Annotated in this window: 12 protein-coding genes; 7 read left to right on the forward strand and 5 right to left on the reverse strand. The window is 57.9% G+C overall.

Annotated elements, in window-relative coordinates; genetic code table 11:
- Nucleotides 1-10 precede the first annotated feature (10 nt).
- From ACMCNM_RS21035 to ACMCNM_RS21045, 3 genes are read left to right on the forward strand one after another with little or no spacing between them, the layout of a single operon-like run.
- Nucleotides 11-1,618 (forward strand): carboxyl transferase domain-containing protein, encoded by a 1,608-nt coding sequence (locus tag ACMCNM_RS21035; protein ID WP_027592785.1) that lies wholly within the window; start codon nucleotides 11-13, stop codon nucleotides 1,616-1,618.
- 3 nt (nucleotides 1,619-1,621) lie between these two features.
- Nucleotides 1,622-2,437: a gamma-carboxygeranoyl-CoA hydratase gene (locus tag ACMCNM_RS21040; RefSeq protein WP_099454772.1), complete on the forward strand. Its 816-nt coding sequence runs from the start codon at nucleotides 1,622-1,624 to the stop codon at nucleotides 2,435-2,437.
- Nucleotides 2,434-4,386: an acetyl/propionyl/methylcrotonyl-CoA carboxylase subunit alpha gene (locus ACMCNM_RS21045; protein WP_186703725.1), complete on the forward strand. Its 1,953-nt coding sequence runs from the start codon at nucleotides 2,434-2,436 to the stop codon at nucleotides 4,384-4,386. Before ACMCNM_RS21040 ends, ACMCNM_RS21045 begins: the two co-directional genes overlap by 4 nt.
- Nucleotides 4,387-4,569: 183 nt before the next feature.
- On the opposite strand, the gene ACMCNM_RS21050 is transcribed toward ACMCNM_RS21045, so the two are convergent.
- Entirely contained in the window at nucleotides 4,570-5,268 is a 699-nt protein-coding gene (locus ACMCNM_RS21050; RefSeq protein ID WP_033693983.1) for a LexA family transcriptional regulator, read from the reverse strand.
- Nucleotides 5,269-5,356: 88 nt separating this feature from the next.
- On the opposite strand from ACMCNM_RS21050, the gene ACMCNM_RS21055 reads away from it, so the two are divergent.
- Both ACMCNM_RS21055 and ACMCNM_RS21060 read left to right on the forward strand, forming a co-directional pair.
- Nucleotides 5,357-5,668, forward strand: coding sequence for a DUF6124 family protein (locus ACMCNM_RS21055; protein WP_027592789.1), 312 nt, complete (start codon nucleotides 5,357-5,359; stop codon nucleotides 5,666-5,668).
- Between the two features lie 435 nt (nucleotides 5,669-6,103).
- Nucleotides 6,104-6,619, forward strand: a complete 516-nt coding sequence (locus tag ACMCNM_RS21060) for a DUF4880 domain-containing protein (RefSeq protein WP_412765339.1) — start codon at nucleotides 6,104-6,106, stop codon at nucleotides 6,617-6,619.
- Nucleotides 6,620-6,627: 8 nt separating this feature from the next.
- On the opposite strand, the gene ACMCNM_RS21065 is transcribed toward ACMCNM_RS21060, so the two are convergent.
- The 4 genes from ACMCNM_RS21065 to ACMCNM_RS21080 all read right to left on the reverse strand — a co-directional run bounded on the left by ACMCNM_RS21065 (nucleotide 6,628) and on the right by ACMCNM_RS21080 (nucleotide 11,663).
- A complete protein-coding gene (locus tag ACMCNM_RS21065; protein ID WP_412765340.1) occupies nucleotides 6,628-7,815 on the reverse strand; it encodes an MFS transporter in 1,188 nt (395 codons plus the stop codon).
- Complete coding sequence (locus ACMCNM_RS21070) at nucleotides 7,812-8,738, reverse strand: diiron oxygenase (protein ID WP_412765341.1); 927 nt, start codon at nucleotides 8,736-8,738, stop codon at nucleotides 7,812-7,814. The genes ACMCNM_RS21065 and ACMCNM_RS21070 overlap by 4 nt, the downstream gene beginning before the upstream one ends.
- Before the next feature lie 18 nt (nucleotides 8,739-8,756).
- Nucleotides 8,757-9,797 (reverse strand): SagB family peptide dehydrogenase, encoded by a 1,041-nt coding sequence (locus ACMCNM_RS21075; RefSeq protein ID WP_412765342.1) that lies wholly within the window; start codon nucleotides 9,795-9,797, stop codon nucleotides 8,757-8,759.
- Between the two features lie 618 nt (nucleotides 9,798-10,415).
- Nucleotides 10,416-11,663 carry an MFS transporter gene (locus tag ACMCNM_RS21080; protein ID WP_274885993.1) on the reverse strand — a complete coding sequence of 416 codons (1,248 nt, stop codon included), beginning with the start codon at nucleotides 11,661-11,663 and terminating at the stop codon, nucleotides 10,416-10,418.
- A gap of 103 nt (nucleotides 11,664-11,766) precedes the next feature.
- On the opposite strand from ACMCNM_RS21080, the gene ACMCNM_RS21085 reads away from it, so the two are divergent.
- Nucleotides 11,767-12,741 carry an AraC family transcriptional regulator gene (locus ACMCNM_RS21085; protein ID WP_412765343.1) on the forward strand — a complete coding sequence of 325 codons (975 nt, stop codon included), beginning with the start codon at nucleotides 11,767-11,769 and terminating at the stop codon, nucleotides 12,739-12,741.
- 419 nt (nucleotides 12,742-13,160) lie between these two features.
- Complete coding sequence (locus ACMCNM_RS21090; protein WP_274885995.1) at nucleotides 13,161-13,973, forward strand: hypothetical protein; 813 nt, start codon at nucleotides 13,161-13,163, stop codon at nucleotides 13,971-13,973.
- Nucleotides 13,974-14,207: the final 234 nt, after the last annotated feature.

A 14,207-nucleotide genomic window follows, 5' to 3' on the forward strand; every position in this document is an offset into this window, starting at 1 on the left:
ACGGGCGCACATGGCTACCTTGCATACCCAGATCAACCCGCGATCGGCGGAATTCGCCGGCAACAGCGCGGCCATGCTCGAACAGGTCCAGGCCCTGCGTGGCCTGCTCGCGCACATTGCGCAGGGCGGCGGCCCCAAGGCCCAGGAACGGCACACCTCACGCGGCAAACTGCTGCCGCGTGAACGCATCGACCGCCTGCTGGACGCAGGCTCCCCCTTCCTTGAAATCGGCCAGCTGGCGGCCCACGAGGTGTATGGCGAAGACGTGCCGGCCGCCGGCGTGATTGCTGGCATTGGCCGGGTAGAAGGCGTGGAATGCATGATCGTGGCCAACGACGCCACGGTCAAAGGCGGCTCGTACTACCCGCTGACCGTCAAAAAGCACCTGCGCGCGCAAACCATCGCCCTGCAGAACCGCCTACCGTGCATCTACCTGGTGGACTCCGGCGGCGCCAACCTGCCCCGCCAGGACGAAGTGTTCCCCGACCGCGAGCACTTCGGGCGGATTTTCTTCAACCAGGCCAACATGAGCGCGCTGGGCATCCCGCAGCTCGCCGTGGTCATGGGCTCGTGCACCGCCGGTGGCGCCTATGTGCCCGCCATGGCCGACGAAGCGATCATGGTGCGCCAGCAGGCCACCATCTTCCTGGCTGGCCCGCCGCTGGTGAAGGCCGCGACCGGTGAAGTGGTAAGTGCCGAAGACCTCGGCGGCGCTGACGTGCACTGCCGCATCAGCGGCGTGGCCGACCACTACGCCGACAATGACGAACACGCCCTGGCCCTGGCCCGGCGCAGCGTGGCCAACCTCAACTGGCACAAACTGGGCAAACTGCAGTGCCAGGCGCCCATCGCCCCGCTGTACGCCGCCGATGAGCTGTACGGCGTGGTGCCGGCCGACGCCAAGCAACCGTTCGATGTGCGCGAGGTCATCGCCCGCCTGGTCGATGGCTCGGTGTTCGACGAGTTCAAGGCACTGTTCGGCACCACCTTGGTGTGCGGCTTCGCCCACCTGCACGGCTACCCGATCGCGATCCTGGCCAACAACGGCATTCTGTTTGCCGAAGCCGCGCAAAAAGGCGCGCACTTCATCGAACTGGCCTGCCAGCGCGGCATCCCGCTGCTGTTCCTGCAGAACATCACCGGCTTCATGGTCGGCAAAAAGTACGAAGAAGGCGGCATCGCCAAGCACGGCGCCAAATTGGTAACCGCAGTGGCCTGTGCCCAGGTGCCAAAGTTCACCGTGATCATCGGCGGCAGCTTCGGTGCCGGCAACTATGGCATGTGCGGCCGCGCTTACGACCCCCGCTTCCTGTGGATGTGGCCCAACGCACGCATTGGCGTGATGGGTGCCGAGCAGGCCGCTGGCGTGCTGGCCCAGGTCAAGCGCGAACAAAGCGAGCGCAGCGGCCAGCCGTTCAGCGCCGAAGACGAAGCCAAGCTCAAGCAGCCGATCCTCGACCAGTACGAACACCAGGGCCACCCTTACTACTCCAGCGCCCGGCTGTGGGACGACGGCGTTATTGACCCGGCGCAAACCCGCGACGTGCTCGGCCTGGCGTTGTCTGCCGCGCTGAACGCCCCGATCGAACAGAGCCGCTTCGGCATTTTCCGGATGTGACCCATGAGCGATTTCAGCACCCTAGAAGTGGTCAAGGACCCTCGCGGCTTCGCCACCCTGTGGCTCAGCCGCGAAGACAAGAACAACGCTTTCAACGCACAGATGATCCGCGAACTGATCGTCGCCCTCGGCCAGATCGCCGAAGACAGCAGCCTGCGTTTTCTGCTGCTGCGTGGCCGTGGCCGGCACTTCAGCGCCGGCGCCGACCTGGCCTGGATGCAGCAGTCTGCGCAATTGGACTTCAACACCAACCTCGATGACGCCCACGAGCTCGGCGAGCTGATGTACGCCCTGCACCGGCTCAAGGCGCCGACCCTGGCCGTGGTGCAAGGCGCGGCCTTTGGCGGCGCCCTGGGCCTGATCAGTTGCTGCGACATGGCCATCGGCGCCGAAGACGCCCAACTGTGCCTGTCGGAAGTGCGCATCGGCCTGGCCCCGGCCGTGATCAGCCCATTCGTGGTCAAGGCCATCGGTGAACGCGCCACCCGCCGTTACGCCCTCACCGCCGAGCGCTTCAGCGGCGTGCGGGCCCGTGAACTGGGCCTGCTGGCCGAGGTGTACCCCGCCCACGAGCTGGATGCCCACGTCGAGGCCTGGGTCGCCAACCTGCTGCTAAACAGCCCGCAAGCCCTGCGCGCCAGCAAAGACCTGCTGCGCGAGGTCGACGACGGCGAGCTGAGCCCTGCCCTGCGCCGCTACTGCGAAAACACCATCGCCCGCATCCGCGTCAGCGCCGAAGGCCAGGAGGGCCTGCGCGCCTTCCTCGAAAAGCGCCGCCCTGCCTGGCAAACCGACGACAACAAGGAGCCGCGCCCATGAGCCGCACCCCGTTGACCACCCTGCTGGTCGCCAACCGCGGTGAAATCGCCTGCCGGGTGATGCGCACCGCCAAGGCCATGGGCCTGACCACCGTCGCCGTGCACAGCGCCACCGACCGTGACGCCCGGCACAGCCGCGAAGCCGATATCCGCGTCGACCTCGGCGGCACCAAGGCCGCCGAAAGCTACCTGCAGGTCGACAAACTGCTGGCCGCCGCCAAAGCCAGCGGCGCGCAGGCCATCCACCCGGGCTATGGCTTTCTTTCAGAAAACGCAGGCTTTGCCCGCGCCATCGAACACGCCGGGCTGATCTTCCTCGGCCCACCGGCCAGCGCCATCGACGCGATGGGCAGTAAGTCAGCGGCCAAAGCACTGATGGAAGCTGCCGGCGTGCCCCTGGTACCGGGCTACCATGGCGAAGCTCAAGACCTGGAAACCTTCCGCGCCGCCGCCGAGCGCATCGGCTACCCGGTACTGCTGAAGGCCAGCGCCGGTGGTGGTGGCAAGGGCATGAAAGTGGTCGAGGACGAAAGCCAACTGGCCGACGCCCTGGCCTCGGCGCAGCGCGAGGCGCAATCGTCGTTCGGCGATGCCCGCATGCTGGTTGAAAAGTACGTACTCAAGCCCCGTCACGTAGAAATCCAGGTGTTCGCCGACCAGCACGGCAACTGCCTGTACCTCAACGAACGTGACTGCTCGATCCAGCGCCGCCACCAGAAGGTGGTTGAAGAAGCCCCCGCACCCGGCCTGTCGCCCGAGCTACGCCGGGCCATGGGCGAGGCCGCGGTGCGCGCCGCCCAGGCCATCGGCTATGTGGGTGCAGGTACGGTGGAATTCCTGCTCGATGCCCGTGGCGAGTTCTTCTTCATGGAGATGAACACCCGCCTGCAGGTCGAGCACCCGGTCACCGAAGCCATCACCGGCCTCGACCTGGTGGCCTGGCAGATCCGCGTCGCCTGTGGCGAGGCGTTGCCAATCACGCAGGACCAAGTGCCGCTGATTGGCCACGCCATCGAGGTGCGCCTGTATGCCGAGGACCCGGCCAACGAATTTCTGCCGGCCACTGGCACGCTGACGCTGTACCGCGAGTCGGCGCCGGGCGAAGGGCGCCGGGTCGACAGCGGAGTAAGCGAGGGGGACGTGGTGTCGCCGTTCTACGACCCCATGCTGGGCAAGCTGATAGCCTGGGGTGAAGACCGTGAGCAGGCACGCCTGCGCCTGCTGGCGATGCTCGATGAGTTTGCCATCGGCGGGCTGAAGACCAACATCGCCTTCCTGCGGCGCATCCTCGCGCACCCAGCGTTTGCCGACGCCGAGCTCGACACCGGGTTTATCCCACGTCACCAGGACGTTCTGCTGCCCGCCCCCCAAGCGCTGCCAGCGCCCTTCTGGGAAGCCGCCGCAGAAGCCTGGCTGCAAGGCCAGGCCGGCCAGCAACGGGACGACGACAACCGCTCGCCGTGGGCTGAACGCAATGGCCTGCGCCTGGGCTTGCCCGCGCGCAGCAGCCTGCACCTGACCAGCGCCGGGCAAGACCAGGCGGTGGCACTGGAACGTAGCGCGGCATCCACCTGGCAACTCAACGGCGAGCAACTGGTGCACGATCAGGCGGGCGTGCGCCGCCAGCACCTGGCGATACGCCGCGGAGGCACGTTGTACCTGCGCTGGGACGGTGAAATGCATGCCATCGAAGCCTTCGACCCCATTGCCGAGGCCGAGGCCAGCCACAGCCACCAAGGCGGCCTGGGCGCGCCCATGAACGGCAGCATCGTGCGGGTATTGGTCGAGCCAGGCCAAGTGGTAGAAGCCGGCACAGCGCTGGTGGTACTGGAGGCCATGAAGATGGAGCACAGCATTCGTGCGCCGCATGCCGGCACGGTGAAGGCGCTGTTCTGCCAGGAAGGGGATATGGTGAGCGAAGGGACCGTGCTGGTCGAGCTGGTGGAGTGAACCAAGGGGCCTGCCACAGGAATAATTGGCCCGAAACACCTGTAGGAGCAGCCTTGTGCTGCGAAGCGCCGCGCGGGCGGCGCTCGATCTCACAGGCGCCACGACACCCCAGCCGTGCATGCAATAGCGGCCTTGCCAGGGCGCCGGGCCGGTCGGAAAGGGCTGCAATGCAGCCCCAGTACGCTAGAAGCTGCCATGCACCCGCACAACCACCCCCAAAAACTCACAGCCGTCTTCGCACAACAGCGTTGGGTAATTGCTGTTCAAGGCCTTCAGATACCGCTGCCCACCCTCCTCAGCCAGCTCACGGAAAATCGCCGGTTTGCCCGGCTGCCGAGCGATAACCAAACGCCCCGGCTCCACCTCCACCCCAGGGTCCACCAGCATCCGCATCCCCTGCGGCACACTGCGGCCACTGGCGGCGCTCATCGCTTCATTCTCAACGGTCAGCCAGAACGCCTTGCCCTTGGCCAGGTAGTCCGTCTGCTCGAATACGCTCGCCTCTGCCCCCTCTAGCTCATCCCAGCCCAGCACCGGGTAGCGGAAGCACACGATGTATTGCATGAGGTCCAGGTCATCGTCGGTGTCATCCATGTCATAGCTGCCGCGGTCCTCGCCTACCTGGCCCACAATGCGCAGTTGCAAGCTGACGTTGTAGTGGGGCATGCCAATCTCGACGAACGTGCGGTTCATCGACTCGATCTTCGGCTGGCGCCGTTTGTTCACCCAATGCCCCACGCTGCCTTGAGACACGCCAACGCGTTCGGCTAGCTGTTCTTGGGTGAGCCCAAGCTCCTCCATCCGGTCACGGACGAGGGCAATCCATTTATCCATATTCATCGCTGGCACGATACGGACTGCCTTCAAGCGCTCAATAAACATCCTGTATTATTTATCAGAAAGCATGAAAATACTTAAGGTATTAGTATCGACCTGAACCTTTTCCCTATTGGCATTTGCAGGTATCAGGATGAAACCACCGAAAAACGAAGAAACAGATCTCGACAGCGAAGCGGCCCGCCGCGCCCTCGACTACTACCTCAACCCCAACCCGCCACGCCCCACCATCGAGAACAAAATCTGGACCCTGCACGAAGGCGTAACCGGTGACCAAGCCCAGGAGCACGCCATTGCCCTGCTCCGCTGCGCCGCCGCCACCGCACAAGAAACCGCCGTGCACCAGCACGGCACGCAGCGCGAACTGACCTTCGCCTTGATGCACATGATGGACATGGCACGCGCACTGCTGGAGCACAAACGCACCGTGCAGACGGGTCTGTAGGTAAAAAAAGAAGGGAGAGACGTGATGGCCGTGTAACGGCAATGGCCCCGATTGCCGGGACAAGGAAGCGCATCGGTAAAACTTTTTTACCGAATTAGCGAAATATCATTTGACTGGCAAATGATAACGATTATTATTGCACTCAGCTGATCGCGAGATCTGCTGGATAACCTGGAGCTTAGGTCGCTCTCAGATTATCTCCTCATCAGGCTAATCACGGTTTTTGACCCGGCTTTTTGCCGGGTCTTTTTTTTGGCTCTTCAGGCTAATGAAGATCGTGAATGGCCGGCATGATAGCAAAAGTGTGTCAGACCGTGAACGCTCATTACAAAACTTTGCGGAATCAGCACTTGAGAATCAATCTCGTTTCCACTACGCTGATTACGCATCAAGGAAGATGCCCCCATCCCTCCCCCTTTGAGCAAGGAGCTGTCCATGACCCGTCTGCTGCTGCCCCTTGAGCACGAATCCCCTACTACAGAGCACGATGCCGACAATGAACTGTTGCACGGCTTGAAACGGCTGCCTCGGCGTGTTCAGCAAGTGTTCCTGCTCAACCGCCTCGAGCAACTGGACTTTGCCAGCATTGCTGCCCGGCTCGATTTGCCCTTGGCGAGCATCGAGCGGCATATGGACCAGGCATTGCAAGCAGGCCGCTCCCGCCGCGATGTGTTGGCGAGTGTTGCCGGGCAATGGTATGTGCGGTTACAGAGCCCCCAGGTGACCGCCTGCGAGCGAATCGACTTTCGCCGTTGGCTGGATGCGGATCAGGCTAACTTGCAAGCGTTTCACGATACGGAGCTGCGCTGGCGCAGCCTGCTGGCCCCAGCACGGCAGCTGGGCCATGACGGTTGGTACCGGCAAGGCCGGGCGGCACTGTCGTTGGGTGGGTGTTCGATTGCGCTTGGGCTGGGTGTGGCGGCGTTGGTGCTGTTTGGCTTTTGGGCTTGATCAACCGATTAACAATGCTGCACCTCATCGCCCTTGATGCATAAAAGCAGTAGCCATGCGCTTACTGTGCAGGCCAAGAACAACAGCCCCAAGCTCATCGGAAGCGCACTCTGGCCAGATGCAATGAGACTGCCAGCAAAGCCGCCACTTGCGAATAGCAATGTCATATTCAGTGATGCGGCTGCACCTGCCTGCTCAGGGTAACGAGCCAAGGCTTGAGTAGTGGCAGCCGGGCGCACCAAAATTGTCCCGGTAGTGCATATGATCATCGGCAACATAATTCCCGCTACCGTTAACCCTGCCACTCTCTCCCAAAACAAAATCATGATTCCCGCAGCGCCGATAAGCATGAACCCCATTCTGATTTGAGCTTGCGGGCTGACACGTCTATTCAAGAAAGCCGCACCTGCTCCTCCGGCTACGTACGCCAGCCCATAAGCGATAAATACAATCGAAAACTGATAAGACGTCAGACCGACTAGGTCCATTAGTAACAAAGGCGCGATCACAATAAAGGAAAAGTGACAGGAAAATGCAAGACCTGAAAGCATTGAATTCGCAAGATATTTCGAGTCACTCAACATTATAATAAAGATGCGTAAGCATAGCGCACGCCTACAGAGTATTGATGTGTCGTTCAACAGCACCCATGACAGAAATGAAACAATAACCGCAATAACTACGAACACTGTAAAACCACCTTCCCAACCAAAAGACTGTTGGATAAAGGCCCCTGCAATTGGTGATAACGAGATAAACAGCCCACTTGCGCTCGTCAAGAGAATACGCATGGCGTTGCGCCGTTTACCCACATATAGATCCTGCACCAGGGCCTGACCTAAAACGAAACTACCACAACCAACAGCCTGTACTAGGCGGAACGTTATGAATGTCTCATAAGTTGTAGAAAAAATACAGCCGACCGCTCCCAGAATGGATATCCCCAGGCCAGCTAGCAACAAATTTTTACGCCCCATCACATCCGACAATGGGCCTATCACCAGCTGCGACAAAGCAACACCAAAGGCGAAAAAACTCACGGAATAAGCTATATACTTCGGTTCGACGCGATACTCATCCGCTAGCGCGGGAAATGATGGAAGGATCACATCCAACGGAAACACGCCTAAGAGACACAACATAACCAATAAAATCAAGTGAAAAAAATTATTGGCCGAGCCCATAGCCCGCTTCAAAAAACCAATCCCGCAGCGTTGAATTTCGAAAAATAGATCTCATCATCTAGTAAATCCGTAGCCTGAATTGCTCGAAGCGTCATTTCAGAAATCTCGGGCATTCGCTTTACCCAATTAGCCTCTAGGCCATCAGCAACTTTCACTCCAATATCAGGCCGACTTTTAAAAACCAAGTGCAGAAATATTATATCGGGCCGACCGAATACAGCCAGCACCTGAATTATCACTTGCACTATATAGTCTTTTTCACGTATAGCAATTTGCGACCACAAACGAGCAAAACAATCGGAAAAAAATATCGCATGACGCCCTTCATCGTGCAGGTGATCACTAAGCATATGCGCGACAGGCGTAACAAGAGACTCACGAGACAGCTTATATAACTCATGAGTTATCAAAGTTTCAGACACGAATGCGATACAAAATCTGGTTAAACACCTGAACTCTAACGGGCTCTCCCTCACTACCTGATCTAATCTTTCTAGTCTGGCAGATTTCATTCGCAACAAACCAAAGTGGCTTGCCACCTGGTCTGCGATCTCCCTTGAGAACAGCGCATGGTATCCCTCATCCGCATAGAGCTTCAAAGCAGTACGGCGCTCACCCTCATCAAAATATCTTTCTAAATCACCACTCACCATACAGTTTATGGCTTGATTAACATGAGTCATTTCGAGCGCCGTTGTGTAATCCATAAAATATACTAAATGGTAGAGATGCGCTCTCAACAGCTCTGGCTTTGACAGGCTCTCTGACGACTCATGAGACAGGGCCGGGCTAAGCACAACAGGAAACCATAGTTCAGGTTCAGCTTGGGAAAAATCAGCTGATGAAAAGCCATAGGCATATGGGCGCGAGCGTACAGAACTGGATAAGTGCCAGTTTCGAAAAACAGCGCTACTACGATTAGGTCTATTTTTCATGACGCACCTCAACCGCGCTTAATCTATTAAAGACTTTAAGCAGCTAGGCGTAGCCGAGCCATTGCTATAGCCACAGCCTACAAAAAACAGCACCTGCTCATTAGGATTTTCAAGCCTCAGGAGTGGCTCAATACGGCATTCATTTAGTGCACCGGTTAGCCAAGTATTCATTCCGCGAGCAGTCGCCGCCAGTTGGAAAGTCTGTGACACATGCCCGATCTCTATTAAGGCTACTCGGTAGGCACGCGAATGTTCATATTTCCACCACAACTTGTCGAATCGGGAAGTTAAAAAAAGCCCCACAGGTATATCATTTGAAAAATGTTGCCCACCGAGCAAGTCACCTAGCAACTCTAACTCGCTCCGCCAATGTAAGTTGTGCCGATGAGGATCGTAGTAGTAAACACCAGGCGCAAGCCCTGTAACGTTATTCACGTATACATAGCCTTCTGTAGCATTTAGGCCACCCACTGATGGGCTACTCCGACGCCTAGAATAGTTCTCAACCCCTCCTTCCCCTTTAGAAAGCACACGATGATCATCAAAACCTAAAGTAAGGTGCAGAAGTTCGCTCAAATCCACCAGAGAAATCGGTGATGCATGAAAATCCCTAGCAGTTGCCCTCCGCCTTAAAACATAATCTAATACATTCGCACAGCTCGAACTTGGCAGTGAGATACCTCCCATGATTGCCTGCCCCACCTCAGCAGGCAATGATTTATCCAAAACACTATTGCAGTGCTCAAGGTATTGAGCCGCCCATTCGTGCTCGTTAGTAGGTTGGTTTTCCAAGATGACATTCTTAGTACCAACATGAAAAATCCTAGAGAGAACATCCCAACCCCAAACACTGCCATCACCCTCAGACTCTGCCAATACCTTACAACATTTAAAGTCGTCATCAATAGTACCGACTGCTCCTTCACCGTCATTCTTATAAATTAGATTTACTAAGCGTTTTGCGTGCTCAACTGATAGCTGATACTGCTTATGCCGCTTGAAGTCCCAACAAACCAGAAAGTCATCTACCACAATGAAAAAGCAATCTTGGCTGATCATATACACTCCTTTAGCTAGAGCGCAGGCCGGCACTGCGCTTTAGCGTTTATCGGCTAAGGCTTACTGAGCCTTCTTGACCAGGTGAGCCATGTTGGCAAGTTTTACAGATTCCATTTTGATAGTTTTCATTTTTTGAATCTCCGTATAAATGTCGCGTTATTGCGACACTCCTGATAATAGCGACACCTCCAAGATGCACAAGCCGAATCAAGCAGAGAAACTTCTGATAGAGTTGTAGGAATTTTTACCATGCCAATTAAATGCTAAGAGCTCTAAATCGCCAGAACCCATCTAACATGAGCTTTTCAGGCATTTGAAAGGCGACCATACCCCGCAGTTATCAGACTTAACAGAAGAGGGACTCGTCGTCAGACAAAAGCTGAGAGTCAGACTTGACGCAGCTCTTCGGGCTGATAACGCGCTGCATATCATGGTCTAAGAATAACCGCAGTGAGCCTTTCCAGAAGGGTCACTGACTCGGAGCAGCAAACCGACGGGTGCGCTTTCTGTAGCGTTAATTAAAGCGCCGTAAGGTCTCCGAGTATCTGATTGCGACTCAAAGCGGTCGCATAACAGTTCCTGATTAAGCGGATCAGCGCCGCTTGGAGAGCTAAATCATTAGTGGAGTGCCGAGCGTTTCAGCACAGCACCATCTACCGAAGGAACTCGCACACGCAGTGCAATCAGCAACGCGGCCAGCAGCATCAGCACGGCCGCCGCCACGAATACACCTGCGGTGCCTCCGAGGCTGAGCATTGCCCCACCAGCGGCTGCGCCTGTGGCGATGGCCGACTGTACAGACGCTACCACCATGCCCCCGGCGCTTTCCGCCTGGTCAGGGACCGCACTGGCGACCCAGTTCGACCACGCCACCGGCACACCCCCAAAGGCCAAGCCCCAGATCGCCAGCAGTACGGCCTGCCCTGGCACCGACGCCGGCAACAGGACCAGCGCCAGCGCAGCAACGCCCACCAGCGCGGGCATCAACACCAGGGTGGCCAATGGGTGACGAGTAAGCATCCACCCGGCCACCAATGTGCCGACAAAGTTCGCCACTCCAAAACCCAGCAACATCAGCGACAGCCCCTGCGGGCCAATGCCAGTCGTACCTTCGAGAAATGGCCGAACGTACGTGAACATCGCGAAGTGGGAGCTGTGCACCAGCACACAACCGAACATGCCCATAGCAATCCCTGGGCGCTGCAACACTTCAAGTACCGTGCGCAGGCGTGCCGGCTGACGCGGCGCAAGGCTCGGCAGCGTGAGTGACTGGAAAGCCAGGGTCACCCCCCCCACCGTCGCTGCAGCGAAGAACGCACTGCGCCAGCCATATAGCCCGCCCAGATAACTACCCAGCGGAACCGCAACCACCGTTCCTATGGCGATGCCACTGAAAATGATCGAGAGCGCTCGCGGCAACAAAGCCTCCGGCACCAACCGCATCGCCACCGCCGCCGCCATGCTCCAAAACCCGCCAAGCGCGATACCTAACAAGATACGCATCAACAAAAGCACCGCGAAACTAGAGGAAACGGCAACCAACAAATTGGAAGCGATCATCAACGTAGAAAAACCCAGCAACACCCAGCGACGATCAATGCTGCGAGTCAGGCCAGGTACCAATAGGCCGGCGAAAAGCGCCACCACGGCTGTCACCGTTACCGCTTGGCCAGCCAGCGCTTCGGATACCCCCAACTCGGTCGCCATCGGCGTCAACAGGCTGGCCGGAAGGTACTCAGCGGTCAGCAAGCCAAACACGCCCATGGCCAACGAGAATACAGCCATCCACGCGGGGGTTGCAGGTTCTGCATCCGCCCCGGCGCCCGGGCGGCTGTCGGGTACGGCATTGCACACAAGGTCAGTCATTGCATGGATCTCCCAATATTCAATTGCGACCCGTAGTCTAGGCGCGAGAGTCAGGATGATCTATGATCAAAAAAATCAGTTTATTGATCAAAACACCTGAATAATGCCGACAGACCAATTTGCCCTCTCTTCCGATCTCATAAACGAGCTGTTGCGGGGCATGCGCCTGCGCGGTGTCGACTACCGGCGTATCCAAGCGGGTCCGACGTTCGGCTTGGGCTTCGCTGCTAAACCCGGGCATGCCTGGTTCCACTTCCTGGCTGTCGGCGAAGCGGTGCTGCGCTTGGAAGACGGGACAACCTATGCGCTGTCCGCCGGTAACGCCGTCTTCATCTCCCATGGCGCTGCCCATCAATTGCTCTCACATACGCACGTGCCCGTGCAGAGAATTGACCTTCTGGACGGCGAGCCTCTCGGCGACGCCGTCAGCGCGGTAGACACCAGAACCGATGCTGGCCCCTTGCCAACCACGATTTTGTTCAGTGGGTGCATGGAGTTCGAATTCGCCAGCCTCCATGGCCTAGGCAAGCTGATGCCGGGCTTGATGCTGATTGATACCGGCGGCCAGCGTTACCCTGGGCTGGTGCCTATTCTCAACACCATGGAGCGCGAGGTCAGCGCCGCACGCGTCGGCTTCGCCGGCATCCTCGCGCGATTGGCCGACGTGGTCGCCGCCATGGTCGTTCGAGGTTGGGTCGAGTGCGCCTGTGGCAACGCATCCGGCCTGGTTGCCGCCCTGCGCGATCCGCGGCTAGCAGGTGCACTCCTGGCGCTGCACCAACAACCGGGCCGCGACTGGACCGTCGAGCTATTGGCAGAGCAATGCAGTACGTCCCGCTCGGTCTTCGCCGAGCGTTTTCAATTGACGATTGGCATGACCCCGCTGCGCTACGTCACCGAAGTGCGAATGCGGCTTGCCAGCCAGTGGCTGACGCTAGAAAGGGTGCCAATTGAAGAGGTCGCGCAGCGTTTGGGCTATACGTCTCAAGCAGCGTTCAGTCGGGCGTTCAAGCGTGTTACTGGTATGACGCCTGGATTGAGTCGGAGGTTGAGGCAGTCGACAGCCACCGGAAGCTGAGTACCTCTGTGATGTGATTTCGATTATTCGTCACAAGTACCCTTCCTCTTACAGTCCGCTATCGACCCATAGTGGACTCTCGTCACTTGAGGAACCCGCGGAAGATGAAAATCTCTGTTCCCAGCTTTCGAGCCCACGAACACTAATAAAAGTGATTCATATTTGAGATGCAGGCGCACGATTGACTGCCATAGAGCAGTGGTTGCCCAAGATGAATTGATGATGGCGGAGCAAGCTGACTTATGGCGACCGTCGCTACCCCACCCATTGCGTCGGATGGTGGGTGGCACAGGGCAGCCAACACCAGGTGCTTTGTAATGCACCCGATTCTTGTTATAAGACTGGCCGTTTTTCACGCAATATACCGCGCTTGGCACCCTACGATGGCCAGTGGACGGTTTTTCAAGTAAGGACGCTGAATGATCAAGCTCAAACCCCTTTTGCCAATCGTGGCCGCATTGACCATGACTGGCTGCGTGACCACCGAGCGTATGCCGGATGGCAAAACCAGGATTCGCTTCTCTGATGACACGGCCAACTCGCTGGCCTCGTTGATGCCCGCTGCTGTGGTCCCAGGTAATTTTGCTGCTGCGAGTGGTGGCGAACTGGACCTGTTGGCGAAAAAGAGCGCGGCGGGGGGTGGCGTTTACCTGTACTTCAACGGTCGCTATGACTTCACTTGTGCCTCCGCGCTGCTTTACAGCGCCAAATCTGGCCGTCCACTGAGTGAGTCTGACAATGTCGGCTGCCGGGATCGTTATTATCAACGTCAACTGGCCCTAAAACAGGCGGGTCAGCCCTACGATCGAGCGGCGCCTGCCTATGACGCATACAATCCGAACAATGAATACTGGGAGAAATTAAAGGGACAAACCCTGGGGCAGTTGGCGACCACGCAGCAATTTGCCACGCGTACGTCCACGAGCACCCAGCTTGAGCGCGATGGTTCTTACACCATAACTTTGAAGTTTGCAGGAAATGGGGGTGGGGTGCACGTGGCCGTGGTTCCCCAGCCATTCCGAGTTCCGGTGGTCATGGAGAATGCGGTTGAACAGGCGAAACTGCGCAACGGCATTCCAATTGACGACTGGGTTACGTGTAATGTGCTGCTCAACTATGACCGAACGGTAGACCGTGGCCAACGGCCCCGACATATTGCGCCAGACGCATACCGGCAATACGAGGTACGTTTCAACGTGGCTTCTGTCAGTTGCAAGCTCGGTATTCGTTGACCGTAGGCAAGCCAGTGCCAGCTAATCGGCTCACGAAAGCAGCTTGCGCGCCCCTTGATGGCGCTGGCATGCAGCGAACACGAGCGAAGTCCGTGCCCGCCGGCGGAATTTCTGCTTGGCGGGCAAGCCAGACCTGCAAGGGCCGATACTAGCCGATAAGATCAGTCCACCCGCACGAACACGTTCTTTGCTATATCACTGCCGCCAACTGACTCCAGGCGCTCGGATATCCAG

This window comes from Pseudomonas sp. NGC7 (assembly GCF_047159675.1).
Classification (GTDB): Bacteria; Pseudomonadota; Gammaproteobacteria; order Pseudomonadales; family Pseudomonadaceae; genus Aquipseudomonas; species Aquipseudomonas kermanshahensis.

Bases quoted from the DNA above. Each gene is read 5' to 3' on its own strand.
- ACMCNM_RS21045 (WP_186703725.1), top strand. From the start codon at position 2,434: ATGAGCCGCACCCCGTTGACCACCCTGCTGGTCGCCAACCGCGGTGAA.
- ACMCNM_RS21040 (WP_099454772.1), top strand. From the start codon at position 1,622: ATGAGCGATTTCAGCACCCTAGAAGTGGTCAAGGACCCTCGCGGCTTC.
- ACMCNM_RS21080 (WP_274885993.1), bottom strand. From the start codon at position 11,663: ATGACTGACCTTGTGTGCAATGCCGTACCCGACAGCCGCCCGGGCGCC.
- ACMCNM_RS21085 (WP_412765343.1), top strand. From the start codon at position 11,767: ATGCCGACAGACCAATTTGCCCTCTCTTCCGATCTCATAAACGAGCTG.
- ACMCNM_RS21055 (WP_027592789.1), top strand. From the start codon at position 5,357: ATGAAACCACCGAAAAACGAAGAAACAGATCTCGACAGCGAAGCGGCC.
- ACMCNM_RS21090 (WP_274885995.1), top strand. From the start codon at position 13,161: ATGATCAAGCTCAAACCCCTTTTGCCAATCGTGGCCGCATTGACCATG.
- ACMCNM_RS21050 (WP_033693983.1), bottom strand. From the start codon at position 5,268: ATGTTTATTGAGCGCTTGAAGGCAGTCCGTATCGTGCCAGCGATGAAT.
- ACMCNM_RS21035 (WP_027592785.1), top strand. From the start codon at position 11: ATGGCTACCTTGCATACCCAGATCAACCCGCGATCGGCGGAATTCGCC.
- ACMCNM_RS21070 (WP_412765341.1), bottom strand. From the start codon at position 8,738: ATGAAAAATAGACCTAATCGTAGTAGCGCTGTTTTTCGAAACTGGCAC.
- ACMCNM_RS21075 (WP_412765342.1), bottom strand. From the start codon at position 9,797: ATGATCAGCCAAGATTGCTTTTTCATTGTGGTAGATGACTTTCTGGTT.
- ACMCNM_RS21060 (WP_412765339.1), top strand. From the start codon at position 6,104: ATGACCCGTCTGCTGCTGCCCCTTGAGCACGAATCCCCTACTACAGAG.